This is a genomic window from Polymorphospora sp. NPDC051019 (assembly GCF_040683055.1).
GTDB lineage: Bacteria > Actinomycetota > Actinomycetes > Mycobacteriales > Micromonosporaceae > Polymorphospora > Polymorphospora lycopeni.
In genome coordinates, this window is record NZ_JBFBCH010000025.1 from 48,401 (window position 1) to 66,949 (window position 18,549).

An 18,549-nucleotide genomic window follows, 5' to 3' on the forward strand; every position below is an offset into this window, starting at 1 on the left:
TACCCGCCGCGACGTGACGGAGGGCGGCCGGGCCAGGGGTGGTCGGTCCGCGATCGGGCGGGGCGGGACCGCACGGGCGGGACCGCGACGATCAGCGCAGGTCGGCCGCCACGAACGACCACACCTCCAGGTCGACCCGGCCGCTGTGCACGTGGCCCGCGTTGCGGAGCAGGCCCTCGTAGGTGAAGCCGGCCTTCTCCGCGACCCGCCGGGACGCCACGTTGCCCGGCGCGACCCGCAACTCGATCCGCTGGAAGCCGTGCTCCAGGATCAGCGCGATGGCCAGCGCGTCGACCGCCTCGGCCGCCATGCCGAACCCGCGGGCGTGCGGCGCCATCGCGTACGACACCTCGGTCACCCGGCCCACCCAGTCGGTGCGCTTGGTCCACAGGCAGCCGACCAGCCGGTCATCCTCGCGCCGGACCACCCCGTAGTGGTCGCCGCTGCCGCTGTCCCGCCGCTCCTGGGCCATCTCGGTGCACCAGGCCAAGCCCTCGATCTGGCCGTACTCACGCGGGAACGGCAGCCAGCGCTGGGTCTGCTTGTCGGCGAACACCTCGGTGACCGCCTTGGCGTCACCGGCGTCGAGGGGGCGTACGTGCATCCGGGGCGCCGACACGGTCAGCGTCGGGAACCGCCGGACCGCGACGTGGCCGCTCACGCCCGCTCCTCGGCCGGGCCGGCCGGCGACGCCCCCTTGCCCGGGGCGGGTGTGCCGGTGGCGGCGGGTGTGTCCGGGCCGGCGGCCGGCGGGCGGATGTCGGCCGTCGGCTCGTCGGCGGGGTAGCCCGCGCCGGGCGCGGCCGTCGGACCCGACACCGGGGCCGGGCCGGGCGCCACGGCGCCCGACACCGGAACCGCCGGACCCGACACCGGAACGGCCGGTCCGGGCACGGCACCAGCGGGACCGGACTTCACCAGCGCCGGGGCGCCGTTCGCCGGAGCGGGAGCCGGGGTCGGAGCCAGGGCCGGGGCGCCGCCCTGGGTTGGTACGGGCGACGTCGGCGTCGAGGCCGCGACCAGCCGGTGCGCGATCTCCGGGTTGCCGGCCCAGTGCAGGGTCAGCTGCGACGCGTGCACCCGCCGCCAGACGAACCCCTCGGGTGCCCCGGCGGCCCAGGTCCACGCCGGCGCCTGGCCGGCCCGCGGGTTGACCACCCCGCGGTGGTGCTTGTAACCGGTCAGCCGGGCGCCCAGCGGCGCGACCGCCGTCGACGCCCGCGCGGTCGCCTCGCGGTAGCCGACCACGATCTGGTCCATGCTCACCCCGGTCGCGTCCAGCACCCCGCACATCGGCCGGCCGTCGAACTCGCGGGCCAGCCACAGCAGGCCGGCGCCCTCGGCGAGCACCGGCCGACCCGACCGGGCCAGCTCGGCCACGGCCGCGCAGAGCCGCCGGTTGGCCGACAGCTCCTCGGCGCAGGTCTCCGGCAGCGCCCCACCGATCACCAGCGCGTCGGTCCCCGCCGGCAGGGCCTCGTCGACCAGCGGGTCGACGGCCACCACGGTCGCCCCGGCCGCGGCGAGCAGCTCGGCGGTCTCGGCGTATCCGTAGGACAGGGCGGAGCCGCCGGCGACCGCGACCACCGGGCGGCGGCCGCCGGGGTTGGCCGGCAGCGGCGGCGCGTCGGCGAACGACGCGGTGGCCGACCACGCCTCGCCGGACAGTCGCGGCGCCGACCGGGCCACGGCCAGCAGGCGGTCGAGGTCGACGGCACCGGCGATGGCCTCGCCGAGCCGGCGTACGGCCCGCAGTGCCTCGACCGTGCGGTGCGCGATCGGCACCACGCCGTGCTGGCGGGACGGCAGGACGGCGGGCAGGTCGCGGCGACGCAGCGCGCCGAAGACCGGCACGCCGATGTCCTCCAGCGCGTCGCGCAGCAGTTGCTCGTGCCGGTCGGACGCGACCCGGTTGAGGATCACGCCGCCGAGCCAGAGCAGTTCGTCGTACGCCCGGAAGCCGTGCACCAGGGCGGCCACCGACTGGCCCATCGCGGCGACGTCGACGACGAGCACGACCGGCGCCCGCAGCACCGACGCCACCCCGGCGGTCGAGTCGCTCTCGGCCCGGCCGGCGAGGCTGTCGAACAGGCCCATGGTGCCCTCGACGACCGCGATGTCGGCGCCCGTGCTGCCGTGTGCGAACAGCGGGGCGACCCGCTGCGGACCGACCAGCCGGGGGTCGAGGTTGCGGCCGACCCGGCCGGCCGCCAGCCCGAGGTAGCCGGCGTCGGTGTAGTCGGGGCCGACCTTGAATCCGGCGGCGGTCAGCCCCCGGGCGGCGCAGGCGGCGAGCAGGCCGACGGCGACGGCCGTCTTGCCGTGGCCGGATGACGGGGCGCTCACCACCACGCGTGGTACGGCGGTCATCGTCGGCTCCTCGAGGTCATCGGACAGCCCCGCTACGACTGTCGTGGATCGGGTGCGGAGTCGGCTGCCGGCCGCCGCCGGTATCGACGCGACCGCCCGCCGCGGGCGACCATACCGGGTAGGGGCAACGACGCGGGGGCGCCGATCCGGGCACCAGAGTAGTGGCTCGGGTCACACGGGTAACCTCGTGCTGTGTACCGGTTCCTGCTGACCCCGCGCTGGCTGGGCATACTCGCGCTGACGCTGGCCGCGTCGGTGGTGATGGTCATGCTCGGCAACTGGCAGTTGAGTCGCTACCAGGATCGGTCGGCGATCAACGAGCGGATCGACGCGGCCGCCCGGCTCGATCCGGTCCCGCTCACCGATGTCCTCACGCCGCCCGCCACGGCCGGCACGGTTGGCCCGGCGCCGCACCCCGACGCGGCGTGGACCAGGGTCACCGTCACCGGCCGCTACGACAGCGCCAACGTCGTCCTGGTCCGGTCCCGCACCGTCGAGAGCCGGGTCGGGTTCGAGATCGTCGTACCGCTGGTGCTCGCCGACGGGACCGCGGTGCTGGTCGACCGGGGCTGGGTGCCGCCCGCGCCGGGTGGCGCGGCCGCGCAGCCGGAACTGCCGCCGACGCCGGAGGGCGAGGTGACCGTCGTCGGGCGGGTGCACCTGTCGGAGAGCATGGCGGGTTCGGTCAGCCAGCGGGACGGGCGGATCGAGACCCGCCGCATCGGCGTACCGGAGCTGGCCGCCGAGCTGCCGCACCCGACGTACGGCGCCTATCTGCTGGTCGACGAGCAGACCCCGGCCGCCGACCCGGCGTTCACCCCGATCCCGATCCGGCACGAGAACAACTGGCAGAACGGCGGCTACGTGGTGCAGTGGTGGCTGTTCGCCGGGATGGCCCTGGTCGGCTACGGCTACGTGGCCCGCCGGGAGGCGCACACCCGCAGCGGGAAGCGCCGGCCGCGCGGCGACCGGCTGGAGGTCGCGGCGGTGTCGCCGCCCGTCGCCGGCTCCCGCGACTGAGCGGTCCGGCCGGCTCAGCCGCGGTGGATCGCCCGTACGGTGTCGATGGTGTCGGCCTCGCCGGCGGACTTGTCGTCGCGGTAGCGGACCACCCGCGCGAACCGTAGCGCCACCCCGCCCGGATAGCGGGTGCTGCGCTGCACCCCGTCGAACGCGATCTCCACGACCTGCTCGGGCCGTACGGTCACCACCCAGTCGCCGCGCTCGACGGCCAGGCCGAGGAACCGTTCGGTCTGCCAGCGCAGCAGCTCGTCGGTCAGCCCCTTGAAGGTCTTGCCGAGCATGACGAACCCGCCGGTGGCCGGGTCGCGGGCGCCGAGGTGGAGGTTGGACAGCCAGCCCTGGCGCCGGCCGCTGCCCCACTCGACGGCGAGCACGACGAGGTCGAGGGTGTGCCGCGGCTTGACCTTGATCCAGGCGGCGCCGCGCCGGCCCGCCTCGTACGGCGCGTCCGGGGACTTGACGACGACGCCCTCGTGGCCGGCGTCGAGCGCGGCGGAGAAGGCGGCGGTCGCCGCCTCGACGGAGTCGACCGTGACGCGGCCGACCAGCAGCGGCGCGGCGACCGCGTCGGCGAGCGCCGCCCAGCGGTCCCGGCCGGGTGCGTCGAGCAGGTCGGTGCCGTCGAGGTGCAGGAGATCGAAGAAGTACGGCGTCAGCGCGCCGCCCGTCGACGCGGCCGGGGTGGCCCCGGTCTTCGCCTGGCCGGCGCCCTTGATCCCGGCGGTGACCCCGCGCCGGGCGCCCCGGGTCGCGGCCCGGGCGGACGTCTCCTGGAACGGCCTGGGCCGACCGGTCGCGTCGAGGGCGATGGCCTCGCCGTCGAGCACCAGCTCCCGGGCGGGCAGGGCGCGTACGGCCGCCACCACCTCCGGCACCCGCGGGGTGATCTCGTCCAGGCTGCGGGTGAAGACGGCGACATCGGCACCGGACCGGTGCACCTGGATCCGGATGCCGTCGAGCTTGACGTCGACGGCGGCGGGACCGCCGACGGTGCCGAACGCCTCGTCGACCGAGGCCGCGCTCTGCGCCAGCATCGGGGCCAGCGGTCGCCCCACCCGCAGCGAGAACCCGGCGAGCGCCGGCTCTCCCCCGGCCAGCGCCGCGACCGCGACCGCCTTGAGGTCACCGGCGAGCAGCAGGGCCCGCCGTACGACGGCGACCGGCACCCCGGCGGCCCGGGCGACCGCGTCGGCGAGCAGCCCGGCCTGGGCTCCCTGGCGCAGTTCGCCGCTGAAGAGCCCGACGAGGAGTCGCTGCTCGTCGGCGGTGGCGGCGGCGAACAGCGCGGCGAGCAGGTCGCGCCGCCGCGCCTGCGAGCCCGGGCCGGCGACCTCGGCGATCTCGGCGATGGCGGCGTCGACGGACGCCACGGTCAGGGTCGGCTCGGCCGCCGGCGGGGGCAGGTCGCGCAGGCTGGCGTAGCCGACGCCGGTCTGCCGCTGCCGCAGCTCGCCGGCGAGGTAGGCGGAGCCGGCCGGCACCTCGTCGGGGGCCAGGTCGCGCAGGGCCGCGGCCAGCAGGTCTGTCTTGGCCCGCCGGCCGGAGATCGCTCGTACGGCCGCCGAGGTGGCCGCCAGGTCCACGAACCGCATCCGCCCATCGTGGCAGCCACCTGTGCCGCCCCACCGGTCGAGGTGTTGACGACGAGCTGCGCCAGCCGGTGGCCGGTCGCCTCGGACCGCGCGGCGAGGGCCCGTACCCCCAGTTCCACGGCGGGGATCAGGGCGGCGTCGGAGTCGACGGCGGCGACCAGCACGAAACGCCGGCAGCCCAGCCGGCGGACGGCCTTGAGCACGTCGAGCGTGTCGCGGTCACCCTGCCGCAGCGCCGCCCCCGGCCGGCATGCGTCGCCGGCTGCCTTCGGGGCAGTAACGACTGCCCCGAAGGACAACGGCCGCCGGGCGTTCGCCGCCGGCATTCCTCGCGTACGGCCGCCGCCCGGCGTGGGCGTACGGTCGCCGGTCGTCGCCGGGCGTGACGGTGTCGGGCTCAGGCGGCGAGCGGTTCCTCGACCCGCAGCCCGCGGGCGCGGACCTCGTCGGCGACCCGGGACAGCACGGCGTCGAGGGCACAGAGTGCCGCGGAAAGTTCGCCGAGCTGGTCCTGAAGGGTTTCGTCGGACCACGCGGAGACGTGTACGTCCCCCAGAGCACTGACGGCGGCGTCCAGCCGCGCAATGGCCTCGTTAGAACTCATGTTCGAAACCCTAGCGTGCCACCGAACCGGCGCGCAGCAGTTTCACCCCATCGATCAAGGACTTTTCTCAGGCGGCCGGGACACCCGCCGGGGCCGTACGCCGCCCCGGTGCGCCCGGGCCGGCGTACGGCTCGTCGCGGTGCTAGGGCTGGACGCCGACCTCGGCGACGTTGGCCAGCAACAGCGCCTCGGCCAGGCAGACCCGGGCGAACTCGCCGAGGTGCAGGCTCTCGTTCGGGCCGTGCGCCCGGGCGTGCGGGTCCTCGACCCCGGTCACCAGGATCGCCGCCCGGGGGAACATCTCCTGGAACGTCGCGATGAACGGGATCGACCCGCCCACCCCCATGTCGACCGGATCGGTGCCGTCCCAGGCGGTGCGGAACGCCGACCGGGCCGCGTCGAACATCGGGCCGGACGCGTCGATCACGCACGGCGCCCCGTCGTGTTCGAGGGTCACCGTGACCTGGGCGCCCCACGGGGCGTGCCGTTCCAGGTGCGCGCTCAGGGCGGCGTACGCCTTCTTCGGGTCGTCGCCGGGCGCGAGCCGGATGCTGAGCTTCGCCTTCGCGGCCGGCACCAGGGCGTTCGGCGCGGCGTTGGTGGGCGGGGCGTCGATGCCGAGCACCGCCAGGGCGGGCTTGTGCCAGATCCGGTCGGTGAGCCGCCCGGTGCCGATGAACGACACCCCGTCGAGCAGGCCGGCCTCGGCCCGCAGCCGGTCCTCGGGGTAGTCGACGTTCGCCGCCGCCCGGGCCAGCAGCCCGTCGACGGCCACGTCGCCGGCGTCGTCGTGCAGCGTGGCCAGCAGCCGGGACAGCACGGTCAGCGAGTCGGGCACGGCGCCGCCGAACATGCCGCTGTGGATGGCGTGCTGCCCGGTGCGGACCTCGACGAAGCAGTTGACGATGCCGCGCAGCGAGGTGGTCAGCGCGGGTACGCCGACGTCCCAGTTGCCGGAGTCGGCGATGACGATGACGTCGGCGGCGAGTTCGTCGCGGTGGTCGGCGAGGAGTTGTTCGAGGCTGTCGGAGCCGAACTCCTCCTCCCCCTCGATGAAGAGCACCACGCCGACCGGCAGGTCGTCGCCGAACGCCCGCAGCGCGGCGACGTGGGCCAGGATGCCGGCCTTGTCGTCGGCGGCACCGCGGCCGTAGAGGCGGCCGTCCCGCTCGGTCGGCTCGAACGGCTCGCTCTCCCACAACGTCGGATCGCCGACCGGCTGCACGTCGTGGTGGGCGTACAGCAGGACGGTCGGCGCACCGGGCGGGGCGGCCCGGCGACCGATGACCGCCGGCTGCCCGCCGCCGGCACGGACGATCTTGACGTCGAGCCGCAGGTCGCGCAGCAACTCGGCCACCGCCTCGGCGGACCGCTCGACGTGGGAGTGGTCGAAACCGTCGAAGGCGATGCCCGGTATCCGGACCAGGCGCTCCAGATCGGCGCGTACGCCGGGCAGCTCACGCGCGACGGCCGCGCGCAGCTCGGACTCGGTGAAGATAGTTGCGGTCATGACCGCGATCGTAGGCCGAACCTTACCGATCGTGCCGCCGCGCTCGCCCGGTCATCCAGGTCCGTCACTGGCGTCGGACCAGGCGTCGCGGCCTTCCTCGGAGCCGCCCGACGGGGTGCGGGGCTTGCGGGCGGCGCGGGCCGCCGCCTCACCGGCCGCACCGAGCCAGGAGCGGGCCCGGGCGGCCCCGCCGCCGGCCCACTCGCCGACGTCGCTCGCCCCGTCGCCGAGCCGGCGCAGCAGCCCGACCAGCGGGTCCTGGGAGCGCCCGAACGCCTCGCGGTAGGACTCCGCGGCCGCCTTGATCTCCTCCGACACCGACGCCGACGAGTCGGAGTCACGGCGCGGGTAGTCACCGGCGAGGACCCGCCCGTACGCCCCGGAGTCGATCCACTGCCGCAGGTCGGCGGCCCGGGCGACCGGCACGGGGTGGCTGCTCCAGGCGGTCATGCGCAGCTTGTGCAGGCTGTCGCGGACGTCCCCGCCGCTCTCGTATTCGGCCGCCTGCTCCAGGAACGCGGCGGTGTCGATCTGGGTCAGGTCGCCGCCGCCGGCGAGCTTCATCAGCAGCCGTAGCGACGCCGCCGGGTCCTGCCCGGCGAGGAGACCGGCCCGGTCGGCGGACAGTTCCGCCTTGCGCCACCACTCCATCATCGCCGCGATGATCGCGCGTAGGGCGATCGCGCCGACCGGCAACCAGCTCAGGTTGGCCGCCCAGCGGGTGAGGATCATCAGGATGGTCTTGTAGACGGCGTGGCCGCTGCGGACGTGGCCCAGCTCGTGCCCCAGCAGGGCCCGCAGTTCCTCGTCGTCGAGCTGGTGCACGCAGGCGGTGTTGAGCACGATGAACGGCTTTTCCAGGCCGATCGCCTGGGCGTTGAGCATCGGCGACTGGGTGACGAAGAGTTCCGGCAGTTCGAGGACGTCGAGGGTGCTGGCCGCCTCGGTGTAGAGGCGGTAGACCCGCGGGTACTGCCGGTGGTCGACCCGGATCGCCGACGCGAGATACGACAGCCGGAAGCCCCGCTCGTTCCACATCCCGAAGAACGCCTTGACCACGTCGTCGAAGCCGCGCAGTTCGCGCAGGGCGGTCAGGGCGCCCCGGTCGGCCGGGTGTTCCCAGGCGCGCGAGCTGATCCCGGTCAGCGCCACCCGGCGCCGGGCGGGGGCCGCCGCGGTGTCGTCGCTGGCTGTCATGGTGCGCTCGCAGTCATCGTGGCTCCCCGACTCGGCATTGGGTGGGCTTCCTGCGATGGTGCCCCAGCAACGCCAGCGCGTCTACGCCGATGGCGGTTCCGGCCGGCGTCCCGGCCCGTCGGCGGGCCGGGGCGCCCGCCCGCCGGGTCGGGATCACGCCGGCCACCGCGCGCCCCCGATCCGGACGTAGTGCCGGGTGTCGTGCGGCACCGCGGGCGCGCCGTCGACGACCAGGTCGGCGTGGTCGGCGGTACGGTCGGCGCGGAAGTGGACGTCCTCGGTCCGGCGCCACCGTTCCAGGTGTGGCCGCAGGGCGGCGCCGTCCCGGGACAGCGCCCGGTCGAGCCGCAGGTCGGCCGGGGCGACGACGAACACGGCGAGGCTCAGTTCGGGACGCACGGCCGCCCGGGCGGCGCTGAACCCCTCCAGGACGACGACCGGCGCCGGGTCGACGACGACCGGGTCCGGGCCGAACTCCGCGCGCAGCCAGTCGTAGCGGTGGTGGGTGCCGGGCCGGCCGGCGCGCAGCGGTCCGAGCACCGACTCCTCCAGCCGGTCCCAGAAGGTGAGCTGGTCGTCCCAGCCGTCGAGCAGGTCGTCGGTGTGCACGACGGTCGCGACCCGCCCGCCCGCACCGCCGGTCGGGGTGGAGCGCCCGGCCCGACCAGCGGCCACGTCGGGGCGGGCCGGATCGGCGGCCAGGTTGGTTCGGGCCGGACCAGCGGCCAGGTTGGTTCGGGCCGGACCGGCTGGCGTGGTCGCGGCCTCTTCGAGGGCGGCGGCGAGCCGGCCGGCGAACCGGGTCTTGCCGGCGCCGCTCGGGCCGTCGACCGCCACCAGTCGACTGCGTCCGACCAGCGGCGGCCCGGCGAGCACCCGGGCGGCCAGCTCGGCGTAAGACTCCAGGGTGCGGGTCACGGCCGGTCCAGGATGCCGGTCACGGCCGGGTCGGTGGGTGCGGGGCGCCGGGCGGGACGAACGGCAGGCCGGCGGGCGGCCCGTCCTCGATGAGCCGCCACAGGGCGCCGGTGTCCAGATGCTCCTCGACCAGGTCGCCGAGCCGGTCGAGGCTGCGCTCGCGGACGCCCTCGAAGGAAGTGTCGGAAGCGACCACGAACCCTCGCCGGCCGGCGAGGCGGGCCACCTCGGTCAGGAACCGGCGCCGGAAGGCGTCGGACTCGAATGCCCCGTGCCAGTGTGTCCCGAAGACGTTGCCGGCGACGGCCCCCTCGGGCCGCCCGTCGAGGTGGGTGAGCAGCGGGGTGAGCCCCGGATCGGCGCGGGCGACATAGCCGTGCCGGATCTCGTAGCCGTGGACCGGGACGGCGTCGAACGCGGTGCCGGCCGACCGGGCCAGGGTCTTGCGCGCGGCGAAGGAGATGTCGACGGGGAGCAGGCCCAGACCGTCGACGGTGCCGCGCCGGCTCTCGACCCCGTCGTGGATCGAGCGGGCCAGCATCTGGAAGCCGCCGCAGATGCCGAGCAGCGGGCGTCCGGCTGCGGCGTGTCGGCACACCACGTCGGCCAGGCCCTGGTCGCGCAGCCAGCCCAGATCGTCGACGGTGGATTTGCTGCCGGGCAGGACGACGAGGTCGGCGGCGGCGACCTCGGCGGGCTCCACGGTCAGCCGGACCCGTACGCCGGGCTCGGTGGCGAGCGCCTCGACGTCGGTGGCGTTGGAGATGCGGGGCAGCCGTACCACGGCGACGTCGAGCCACTGCGTGCCGAGGGGCGGGCCGGGCCGGCCGAGGGTACGCCCGTAGGCGAGGGAGTCCTCGGCGTCCAGCCACAGGTCGACGTCGAAGGGCAGCACCCCGTACGTCGGCCGGCCGGTCACCGCCGTCAGCATCTCGATCCCGGGGCGCAGCAGGCCGAGGTCGCCGCGGAACTTGTTGACCACGAACCCGGCGACGAGCGCCTGGTCGGCGGCGTCGAGCAGGGCTACCGTGCCGAACAGCGCGGCGAACACACCGCCCCGGTCGATGTCGCCGACCACGACGGTGGGCAGCCGGGCGTGCCGGGCGAGCCCCATGTTGACGAAGTCGGAGTCGCGCAGGTTGATCTCGGCCGGGCTGCCGGCGCCCTCGCAGACGACGACGTCGTATTCCGCCCGCAACTCCATCAGCGTGGCGTGCACGGTTTCGGCCAGGCGCGGCTTGAGGGCCCGGAAGTTGCCGGCGTGGACGTGGTCGACGGCCTCGCCGAGCAGCACCACCTGGCTCGACAGGTCGCTGCCGGGTTTGAGCAGCACGGGGTTGAGCCGTACCTCCGGCGCGATGCCCGCGGCCGCGGCCTGCATCGCCTGGGCCCGGCCGATCTCGCCGCCGCGCCCGTCGGCGCCGACCACGACGGCGGAGTTGTTGGACATGTTCTGCGCCTTGAACGGCGCGACCTTGACCCCGCGCCGGTGCAGCCAGCGGCAGATGCCGGCGGTCAACACGCTCTTGCCGGCGTCGGACGTGGTGCCGGCGACGAGCAGCCCGCCGCTCACCCGCCACCGTCCACCGCTGCTCCACGGGTCACCCGGCCCTGCCTGGCCCCACCGGCCACCCTGCGCAGCACGGCGCCGCCGGCCGTCACCGCGGCACCGGCGACCGCGGCGCCGAGCCGGGGGCGGACGCGGCGGCCGGTCGCGCCGGCTGCCGCCGCCCGGACGGTCGCGAGGGCCGCGGCCCCGGCGAGCGCCGCCAGGCCGATCGTGCGCGACAGGGTGGCAGCCCGCCGGATGTGCCGGGCCTCCGGGCGCGGGCCGTCGCCGAGGAACGGCCGGACCTCCGATCGTCCGAAGTAGACGTTTCGGCCGCCGAGCCGCACCCCGAGCGCGCCGGCGAACGCCGCCTCGCACTGCCCGGCGTTGGGACTCGGGTGGTCGTGGCGGTCCCGCCGCCACACCCGCCACGCGTCGGCCCGGTCGCCGTGCACGGCCGGCGCGGCGGCCACCCCGAGCAGCCCGGTCAGCCGGGACGGCAGCAGGTTGGCGACGTCGTCGAGCCGGGCGGCCGGGGTGCCGAACCGTGCGTAGCGCGGCGACCGGTGCCCGACCATCGCGTCGAGGGTGTTGACCGCGCGGTAACCGAGCAGCCCCGGCAATCCGGCCACCGCTCCCCAGAACAGCGGCGCCACCACGGCGTCGGAGGTGTTCTCGGCGACCGACTCGACCGTCGCCCGGGCGAGTTCGGGCTCGTCGAGCCGGGCCGGGTCGCGCCCGCAGAGGTGGCTGAGCCGCTGTCGGGCGGCGGGCAGGTCGCCGCCGCGTAGCGCCTTGTTCATCGCCCCGGCCTCGGCCCGCAGGGTGCGGCCGCCGAGCACCGCCCAGGTGCCGGCCGCGACGAGCGCGGCGCGGGCCACCGGCCGCCGGCGGGTCAGCGCCACCGCGGCGACCCCGGCGAGCACCGGCGCACCGACCGCCACGGCGGTGAAGACCGCACCGGCGACGCGCTCGTCCCGCCGCCCGCCCGCGCTCCCGGTGCGGTCGGCACCGCCCGCGCGGGCAGCCAGGCCGGCCGCACCGCCCGCGCGGGTGGCCCGGTCGGCCGGGTGCAGGCGGCGTTCGAGGGCGCCGGCGGCCTGCCCGAAACCGGCGACCGGGTGCAGCCGGCGCGGGTCGCCCAGCCACGCGTCGAGCGCGTAGCCGGCCAGCAGCCCGACGGCGTCGGCCGCCCATTGGCCCCTCATGCCGCCACCTGCCCGAACCGGTCCGGTGCGAACAGGCTGATGTCGTGCCGGGTGCTGCCGTGCTGGGCCAGGTCGGCGACGATCTCACCGATCACCGGCACGAACTTGAACCCGTGGCCGGAGAACCCGGCCGCGACGGTGACCGAGTCGTGCCGAGGATGCGGCCCGACGACGAAGTGCTCGTCGGGGGTGAGGGTGTAGAGGCACGGGATGCCGTCCGGCGGGCCGGCCGAGGCGAGGGCAGGTAGGAGCGGGGTGAGCACTTCCGCCGCCCGGGCGGCTTCCGCCGGCTGCGCCGGGGCGAGGTCGGACCGTGGCACGGCGTTCGGGTCGACGTGCACGCCGGTCTTGACGACGAGACCGCCGCGGTCCGAGCCGGGCGGCGGGTCGGCCCCCGGGAAGCCGTACGCCACCACGCCCGCCGCCGACTCCCAGAGCCAGATCGGGCAGCGGCCGAGGGCGAACCCGGCGTCGGCGACCGGCCAGAAGTGCTGGACCCGTCGCTCGGCCCGCAACGGGATGTTCAGATCGGCGATCAGCTCACCGGCTCCGGCGCCGGGGCAGAGCACCAGCCGGCCGGCGGTCAGCTCGCCCTCGTCGGTGCGGACGGTCACCCCGCCCGGACCCGCCGACCAGCCGGTGGCCCGTACGCCGTAGCGCAGGTCGGCACCGGCCCGCCCGGCGAGGTCGAGCAGGGTCGCCACCGTCGCCTCCGGCCGCACGAACCCGGCGACCTCCTCGTAGACGCCGACCTCGTCGTCGCGCGGGGCGAACACCGGAAAGCGTCGGCGGATCTGCGCGGCGTCGAGCAACTCGTGGGCGAGCCCGTGGGTGCGGGCCGAGGCTAGTGCGCCGGCGACCATCGACGAGTCGGGTCGGCCCAGCATCAGCCCGCCGGTCGGGGTCAGCAGGTCGACGCCGGAGGACCGCTCGATAGCCGCCCACAGTTCGTAGGCCCGGCGCAGCAGCGGCACGTAGGCGACACCCTCGGCGTAGGCCAGCCGGATGATCCGGGAGCCGCCGGCGTGGGCGCCGTTGGTGTGCGGCGGCCGGTACCGGTCGATGCCGACCACCCGGAGCCCGCGACTCGCGAGCTGATGGGCGGTGGCCGCGCCCATGCTGCCCAGCCCGACGACGATCACGTCCGTCCCCATGTCGATCACCTCCTCGGGAAGCCTATGCCCCGGCCGCCCGCCACCCGCTCTGGCGGCGCCGGGTCCCCATCGGCCTCCGGGCGGGCCGCCGGTGGCCGTTCCGCCCACGGCCCCGGGCGGGCTGCCGCCGAACGGCGGCCCGCCCGGTCCGCGTCAGGCCGGCACCGGGACGCGGGCCCGGCCCCGGCGTCCCCGCGCCACCAGACCGGCCGGCTCCGGCAGGTCGGTGCGCGGTCCGGACGCTTCCGGCTGGCCCTCGCCCGGCCCGTCGCCGGCATCCCCGCGCCGGCCGCCGGACGACGGCTCTTCCGGTTCCCCCTCGGTCCCGGACCGTAGGCCGGGCTCGCCTTCCCCCTCGGTCCCGGACCGTGGGCCGGGCTCGCCGCCGGCGCCGGGCAGCCCATCGGCGCCGGGCAGCCCGTCGACACCGTCACCCGGGCCGAACCGGTCGCCACCGCCGGACGGGGCCGGGGCGTCGCCGTCGCCGCTCGCCGCTGCCCCGCCCGGCGGGAACCCGGTGCCGCGCACCTCGGCGAGCGGGTCGTAGTGCGGCAGCGGTGCCGCCGGCACGTCGGCGAAGTCCGGATCGTCGTCGAAGAGGCTGTCGCGCCGGGCCGGGGCCTCGGCGGCCGGGACCGGCTCGGTCTCCTGCCCCTGCACCCGCGACTCGGCCTCCGGGTCGGCCACCGCGCTCGTCGACAGCGCCGGCCGGTTGCGGACGAACTTGGCCCGCCCACGGGACAGGTCGTGCCCGACCGCGACGGCCTCCAGCTCGTACATGGTCCGGTGGTTGCCGTCGGCGTCGGTCCAGTCCCGGGTGTACATCCGGCCGACCACGACGACCGGGTCGCCGACCATCAGCGACGAGGCGACGCCCTCGGCGAGCTTGCGCCAGCAGTTGACGCGTACCCGCAGGCTGTTGCCGTCGACCCAGCGGTTGTTCTCCCGGTCGAGCCGGCGCGCGGTCGACGCGACCTTGAAGTTGGCGACCAGGGTGCCGGTCTGCGTCGTACGCCGCCATTCCGGGGCGGTCAGCACATTTCCGATGATTGTCACGTTCGTGTCGTACAAGACCCCTCCACGAATCAGTAGCGGAGCCCCAGACTGGCCCGGCCCCGCCCCGCCCGGACAGCACCGGCGCCGGATCTGTGGACAGCCGACCCGCCTGTGGAAAACGCCCTGATCACGGCTCCGTCTGCTACGGAGCCGGCCGCGTGCCGCGCCCCGGACCGCCGCGCGCGGTAACGTCGCGACATGAGCGGGAGTTGGGACGAGGACATCCTCGGTCCGTCCTACGAGCGGCGGACCATCGACCTCGGCCACGACGACGAGGGACCGGTCGTCGCCACCCTGGTGCGGCGGCGGGCCACCGATCGCACCGGCCGCGCCGTCCTCTACGTGCACGGCTTCGTCGACTACTTCTTCCAGACCCACCTCGCCGACTTCTTCGCCCGGCGGGGCTGGGACTTCTACGCCCTCGACCTGCGCAAGTACGGTCGCAGCCTGCTCCCCCACCAGACGCCGAACTTCTGCCGCTCGATCGCCGACTACTTCCCCGAACTCGACGTCGCCGCCCGGATCGTCCGGGAGGTCGACGGCAACCGCACGCTGCTGGTCAACGGGCACTCCACCGGCGGCCTGATCACCGCCCTGTGGACCCACGCCCGGAGCGGGACGGACCTGGTCGACGGCCTCTTCCTCAACAGCCCGTTCTTCGACCTCAACGCGTCCTGGCTGGTCCGCCGGCCACTGGCGGCAGCCGTCTCCCAACTCGCCCGCCGCGCCCCGTACCGGATCGTCCCGAGTGGCCTGTCCCCCGTGTACGGCCAGACCCTGCACGCCGAACACCGTGGCGAGTGGACGTACGACCTGCAGTGGAAGCCGCTCGGCGGGTTCCCGGTCCGGGCCGCGTGGCTGGCCGCGATCCGGTCGGCGCAGCAGCGGGTCCGGCACGGCCTGGCGATCGACGTACCCGTCCTGCTGGCCTGTTCGACCCGCAGCTTCCGGGGCACGGTCTACCACGAGTCGGCGTCGCTGGCCGACGCCGTCCTCGACGTCGAGCACATGGTCCGGTGGGCGCCCCGCCTCGGCCGCCACGTCACCCTCGTCCGCTTCGACGGCGGCATGCACGACCTGACGCTGAGCGGCCCGGCCGTACGCGAACGGGTGTTCACCGAGGTCGGCCGGTGGGTCACCGCGTTCGTCGAGTCGGCGGCGACGGAGATGTCCGGGCCGCCGCCGGACGGGTCGACCGGGAAGCCGGTCCCGGCCGCGGAGTGACGCGGGTCAGCGGCGCGCCGGCCGGACGGTGAGGATCTGCTCGGCGTGCCCGAGCGGGCCGGCCAGGTCGTGCAGGACGGTGCTGGTCAGGCCCTGCCCGTGGGCGCCGAAGACGACGGTGGTGTCCAGCCCGACCCACTCTCCGGCCGGCTGCCGGAACAGGTGGATCGACAGGTCCAGGTTCGGGAACAGCCACTCCGTCGGCGGCTGACGCGCGGCGATCCCGTTGGCGGTGTCGACCAGGCCGACGAAACGGGCCAGGGTGCTGCTCGGCTCACCGGCCACGAGCCGGGCCGGCGTCGACACCCACGCGGTGGTCCGGCCCGGCGTCGGCGCCCCGACCGGTCGCACGTCCAGCGAGGAGATGTATCCGCCCGACCACGTCTCCGACATCGCCCAGCGGGCCAGGTCGTCGGGGCTGGGCAGCCGCTCGCCCTGACCGCCGGCGACGGACGAGGTGTCGTGGGCGCTGAGCCGCCACACCCGGGCCCGTACGGCGGGCCGGTCCTTGGCGACCACGGTGGCCTCGACGAGTTCGATCGTGCGACCCGGCCGTACGGTCTCCACGTGCAGGTCGAAGTCCTCCAGCCCGACGACCCCGAGGATGTCGACGCTGATCCGGCCGACGACCATGCCGTCCGGTGCCCGGCCGGCGACGTACCGGTCGATCGCGTGCACGATCAGCCCGATCATCGGGCTGATGTGCTGCTCGGTCAGCGCCCACGCGCCACCGGTCAACTCGGTCGGCCGGTAGCGATTCTCGTCGATCCGGATGAAGTAGCTGTCGGGCTGGGTGGACAAGGCTGAAACTCCTCCGGTGCGCCAGCGGGTCGTCAGGACTCTATTTTCCCAGCCCGCGACCGGCATCGACCGGGTCAGCCGGAGATCACCCCGGAACCGGCCAGGGTGGCGGCGAGGGCCGCCTCGTAGCGTTCGACGACGAGGCCGACCAGGCGCGGATCCGGCCGGCGGCCGTCGAGCAGCGGTCCGGTGACCAGGTCGGCGCCGGCCGACCGGAGCCGGTCGTGGAAGAACCCCGGCGCCATCAGCATCGCCGCGCACACCACCCGCCGCCCCGGACGCCACGACCGGGCGAGCACCGCGTGCAGCGGCTCGCCCGTACCGCCGAGACAGCCGACCTCGACCGGCGCTCCCCACAGCGCCGCGACCCGGCGGGCGGTCTCCTCGACGGCCGGCCGGGCCCGTACGTCGCTGGAGCCGGCCGCCGCCAGGACCACCGTGTCGTCGGTGCCCGCACCGCAGCCACGCAGCCGGTCGACGAGGACCGCCGCGATCCCGTCGTCGGGGGCCAGCGCCGGCGCCGCGACCGCGCCGGCCGCCGCGACCGCGCGGGCGACGTCGACGTGTACGTGGTGTCCGGGCGCCAGCAGCAGCGGCACGACCACGGCCGCCGGGCCGGCCCTGTCCAGCACGGCGCCGAGGTCCGGGGCCTGGACGTCGACGAACGCCTCGCGGACGTCGAGGTCGGGCCGGCGCCGGCGGACCGCGCCGACCAGCGCCCGGATCGCGGCCTGCCCACGCGGATCCCGGGTCCCGTGGCTGACGGCCACCAGCTGGCGGCTCACACCCCCGCCCCGTTCCGCCCGCTCACGACGGAACCGCCAGCCGGTATCCACGCTTCACGACGGTCTGCACGACGTCCCGACCGACGATGTCACGCAGCCGGCCGACCGCCATCTCCACCGTGTGCGGGTCGCTGGAACCACCCGGCAGGTCGGCGAGCAACTCCTCGCGGGACCGCACGGCACCGGGCCGCTCGGCCAGCGACCGCAGCAGGCAGAGGCCGCCCGGCGACACGGGAAGCACCCGGTGGTCCAGGGTCGCCGCGGTGGCCCGGATCCGCAGCCGCCCGGCCGGTGTGCCGATGCTGTCGGAGTCGTCGCCGAGCCGCATGATGATCGCCCGGACGAGCGCGCCGAGCCGGGCCCGCTCCGGGACGATCGGCTCCAGTCCCGCCGTACGCAGCGGTTCGGCGGTAACGTTGCCGACCGACGCGAAGACCGTACGCCCGCACCGGCCGACCGCGACGACCTGCGCCGATACCTCCTGCTCGCGTACGGCCCGCAGCCAGGCCGCCGCGCCCGGGGCCGAGGTGAACGCCACCGCGTCGTAGCCGCCGGCGGCCGTCTCGCGCACCGAATGCTGCACCGCGGTCGGGTCCGGCGGCGCACCCCACCGGTAGACGACCAGCCCGGTCGTGGCCGCCCCGGCCGCTGTCAGCCGCTCCTCCAGCCCGTCGTCGCCGGCCCCGTGATGCTGTACGACGACCCGCTGCCCGCCGATCCCCTCGGCGGACAGGAAGTCGCCGATCTCGGCCGACGTCTCCGACTCGGCGACCCAGTCCGGCGTCAGCCCCGCCGCCTGCAGGGCGCCCCGGGCCTTCGGCCCTCTCGCGATGAGCCGGCTGCGGGACAGCGCCTTGACCAGTTCCTCGCCGAGTTCGGAGGTCTCGGCCACGTCCAGCCAGCTCCGGAACCCGATGCCGGTGGTGACGACGACGATGTCGGCCGGGGCGGCGATGAACTCGCGGGTCCGGTCGAGGACCGTCGCCTCGTCGATGTGCGACTCCACCCCGATCGACGCGGCGATCGTCACCGAGGCGCCCCGCCGCTGCAACGCCGAGGCCAGTTCGTCGGCACGGCGCTGCGCCGTGACAAGGACGCGGGTCCCGGCCAGCACCGGCCCGAGCCCGGTCACGGTGCCCCCTCGCCCCGCTCGCTCACGACCCCCTCGCTGCGCTCGGTCACGGTCGCACCTCCACCCAGCCGTCGGTGACCCGGGCCGGCCAGACCCGGAGCCGGACCGTCGGGTCGTCCAGGCACTCGCCGGTGCGCAGGTCGAAGACCTGCTTGTGCATCGGCGAGGCGACCGTCGGCCGCTCCCCGCGCGTACCCACCAGCCCGCGCGCCATCACGTTCGCGCCGCTGAACGGGTCGAGGTGCGCGACCGCGTGCACCCGGCCCGTGTCGGCGAGCAGGAAGACGGCCACCTGCTCGTCGTCGACCAGCGCCGCCCTCCCCCGGTCCGGCACGAGATCACCGACCGCACACACCCGCCGCCAACCGACCCGCTCGCTCACAGCGTCACCTCGCTCCGCTCGGCACCGCCGTGAACGACACTGAA

17 protein-coding genes are annotated in these 18,549 nt (G+C 75.6%); 2 read left to right on the top strand and 15 right to left on the bottom strand.

The window, feature by feature from the left end; all coding sequences use genetic code 11:
- Positions 1-91 precede the first annotated feature (91 nt).
- Positions 92-661: a GNAT family protein gene (locus tag AB0M79_RS31055; RefSeq protein ID WP_364220633.1), complete on the bottom strand. Its 570-nt coding sequence runs from the start codon at positions 659-661 to the stop codon at positions 92-94.
- Complete coding sequence (locus AB0M79_RS31060) at positions 658-2,370, bottom strand: cobyrinate a,c-diamide synthase (RefSeq protein WP_364220636.1); 1,713 nt, start codon at positions 2,368-2,370, stop codon at positions 658-660. The genes AB0M79_RS31055 and AB0M79_RS31060 overlap by 4 nt, the downstream gene beginning before the upstream one ends.
- Before the next feature lie 192 nt (positions 2,371-2,562).
- Between AB0M79_RS31060 and AB0M79_RS31065 the strand changes: the two genes are divergently transcribed.
- On the top strand, positions 2,563-3,390 hold the full coding sequence (locus AB0M79_RS31065) for an SURF1 family protein (RefSeq protein ID WP_364220639.1): 828 nt from the start codon (positions 2,563-2,565) through the stop codon (positions 3,388-3,390).
- Positions 3,391-3,404: 14 nt separating this feature from the next.
- Here AB0M79_RS31065 and AB0M79_RS31070 read toward each other — a convergent pair whose 3' ends face one another.
- The 9 genes from AB0M79_RS31070 to AB0M79_RS31110 form a co-directional block, all read right to left on the bottom strand.
- The gene (locus tag AB0M79_RS31070) at positions 3,405-4,985 is read right to left on the bottom strand and encodes an ATP-dependent DNA ligase (protein WP_364220642.1); all 1,581 of its coding nucleotides are present in this window, start codon (positions 4,983-4,985) and stop codon (positions 3,405-3,407) included.
- Between the two features lie 397 nt (positions 4,986-5,382).
- The gene (locus AB0M79_RS31075) at positions 5,383-5,589 is read right to left on the bottom strand and encodes a hypothetical protein (protein ID WP_357542576.1); all 207 of its coding nucleotides are present in this window, start codon (positions 5,587-5,589) and stop codon (positions 5,383-5,385) included.
- 142 nt (positions 5,590-5,731) lie between these two features.
- Positions 5,732-7,099 (bottom strand): dipeptidase, encoded by a 1,368-nt coding sequence (locus AB0M79_RS31080; RefSeq protein ID WP_364220646.1) that lies wholly within the window; start codon positions 7,097-7,099, stop codon positions 5,732-5,734.
- A 51-nt stretch (positions 7,100-7,150) separates the two neighbouring features.
- Entirely contained in the window at positions 7,151-8,296 is a 1,146-nt protein-coding gene (locus tag AB0M79_RS31085; protein ID WP_357542580.1) for a M48 family metallopeptidase, read from the bottom strand.
- 153 nt (positions 8,297-8,449) lie between these two features.
- Entirely contained in the window at positions 8,450-9,214 is a 765-nt protein-coding gene (locus AB0M79_RS31090; protein ID WP_364220649.1) for a hypothetical protein, read from the bottom strand.
- Between the two features lie 19 nt (positions 9,215-9,233).
- Positions 9,234-10,787: a cobyric acid synthase gene (locus tag AB0M79_RS31095; RefSeq protein WP_364220652.1), complete on the bottom strand. Its 1,554-nt coding sequence runs from the start codon at positions 10,785-10,787 to the stop codon at positions 9,234-9,236.
- The gene (locus AB0M79_RS31100) at positions 10,784-11,971 is read right to left on the bottom strand and encodes a cobalamin biosynthesis protein (RefSeq protein ID WP_364220655.1); all 1,188 of its coding nucleotides are present in this window, start codon (positions 11,969-11,971) and stop codon (positions 10,784-10,786) included. Before AB0M79_RS31100 ends, AB0M79_RS31095 begins: the two co-directional genes overlap by 4 nt.
- Positions 11,968-13,125: an N-methyl-L-tryptophan oxidase gene (gene solA / locus AB0M79_RS31105; RefSeq protein ID WP_364220658.1), complete on the bottom strand. Its 1,158-nt coding sequence runs from the start codon at positions 13,123-13,125 to the stop codon at positions 11,968-11,970. Before solA ends, AB0M79_RS31100 begins: the two co-directional genes overlap by 4 nt.
- A 153-nt stretch (positions 13,126-13,278) precedes the next feature.
- Positions 13,279-14,196 (bottom strand): single-stranded DNA-binding protein, encoded by a 918-nt coding sequence (locus tag AB0M79_RS31110; RefSeq protein ID WP_364220661.1) that lies wholly within the window; start codon positions 14,194-14,196, stop codon positions 13,279-13,281.
- Positions 14,197-14,379: 183 nt separating this feature from the next.
- Here AB0M79_RS31110 and AB0M79_RS31115 point away from each other — a divergent pair, with 183 nt between their 5' ends.
- Entirely contained in the window at positions 14,380-15,405 is a 1,026-nt protein-coding gene (locus AB0M79_RS31115) for an alpha/beta hydrolase (RefSeq protein WP_364220664.1), read from the top strand.
- Between the two features lie 6 nt (positions 15,406-15,411).
- Here the strand turns inward: AB0M79_RS31115 and AB0M79_RS31120 are convergent, their stop codons facing one another.
- The 4 genes from AB0M79_RS31120 to nirD form a co-directional block, all read right to left on the bottom strand.
- A complete protein-coding gene (locus AB0M79_RS31120) occupies positions 15,412-16,206 on the bottom strand; it encodes a thioesterase family protein (protein WP_364220667.1) in 795 nt (264 codons plus the stop codon).
- Between the two features lie 74 nt (positions 16,207-16,280).
- Positions 16,281-16,991, bottom strand: a complete 711-nt coding sequence (locus tag AB0M79_RS31125) for a CbiX/SirB N-terminal domain-containing protein (RefSeq protein WP_364220670.1) — start codon at positions 16,989-16,991, stop codon at positions 16,281-16,283.
- A gap of 22 nt (positions 16,992-17,013) precedes the next feature.
- Positions 17,014-18,123 carry a uroporphyrinogen-III synthase gene (locus tag AB0M79_RS31130; RefSeq protein ID WP_364220673.1) on the bottom strand — a complete coding sequence of 370 codons (1,110 nt, stop codon included), beginning with the start codon at positions 18,121-18,123 and terminating at the stop codon, positions 17,014-17,016.
- 46 nt (positions 18,124-18,169) lie between these two features.
- Positions 18,170-18,505 (bottom strand): nitrite reductase small subunit NirD, encoded by a 336-nt coding sequence (gene nirD, locus AB0M79_RS31135; protein WP_364220676.1) that lies wholly within the window; start codon positions 18,503-18,505, stop codon positions 18,170-18,172.
- Between the last annotated feature and the right edge of the window lie 44 nt (positions 18,506-18,549).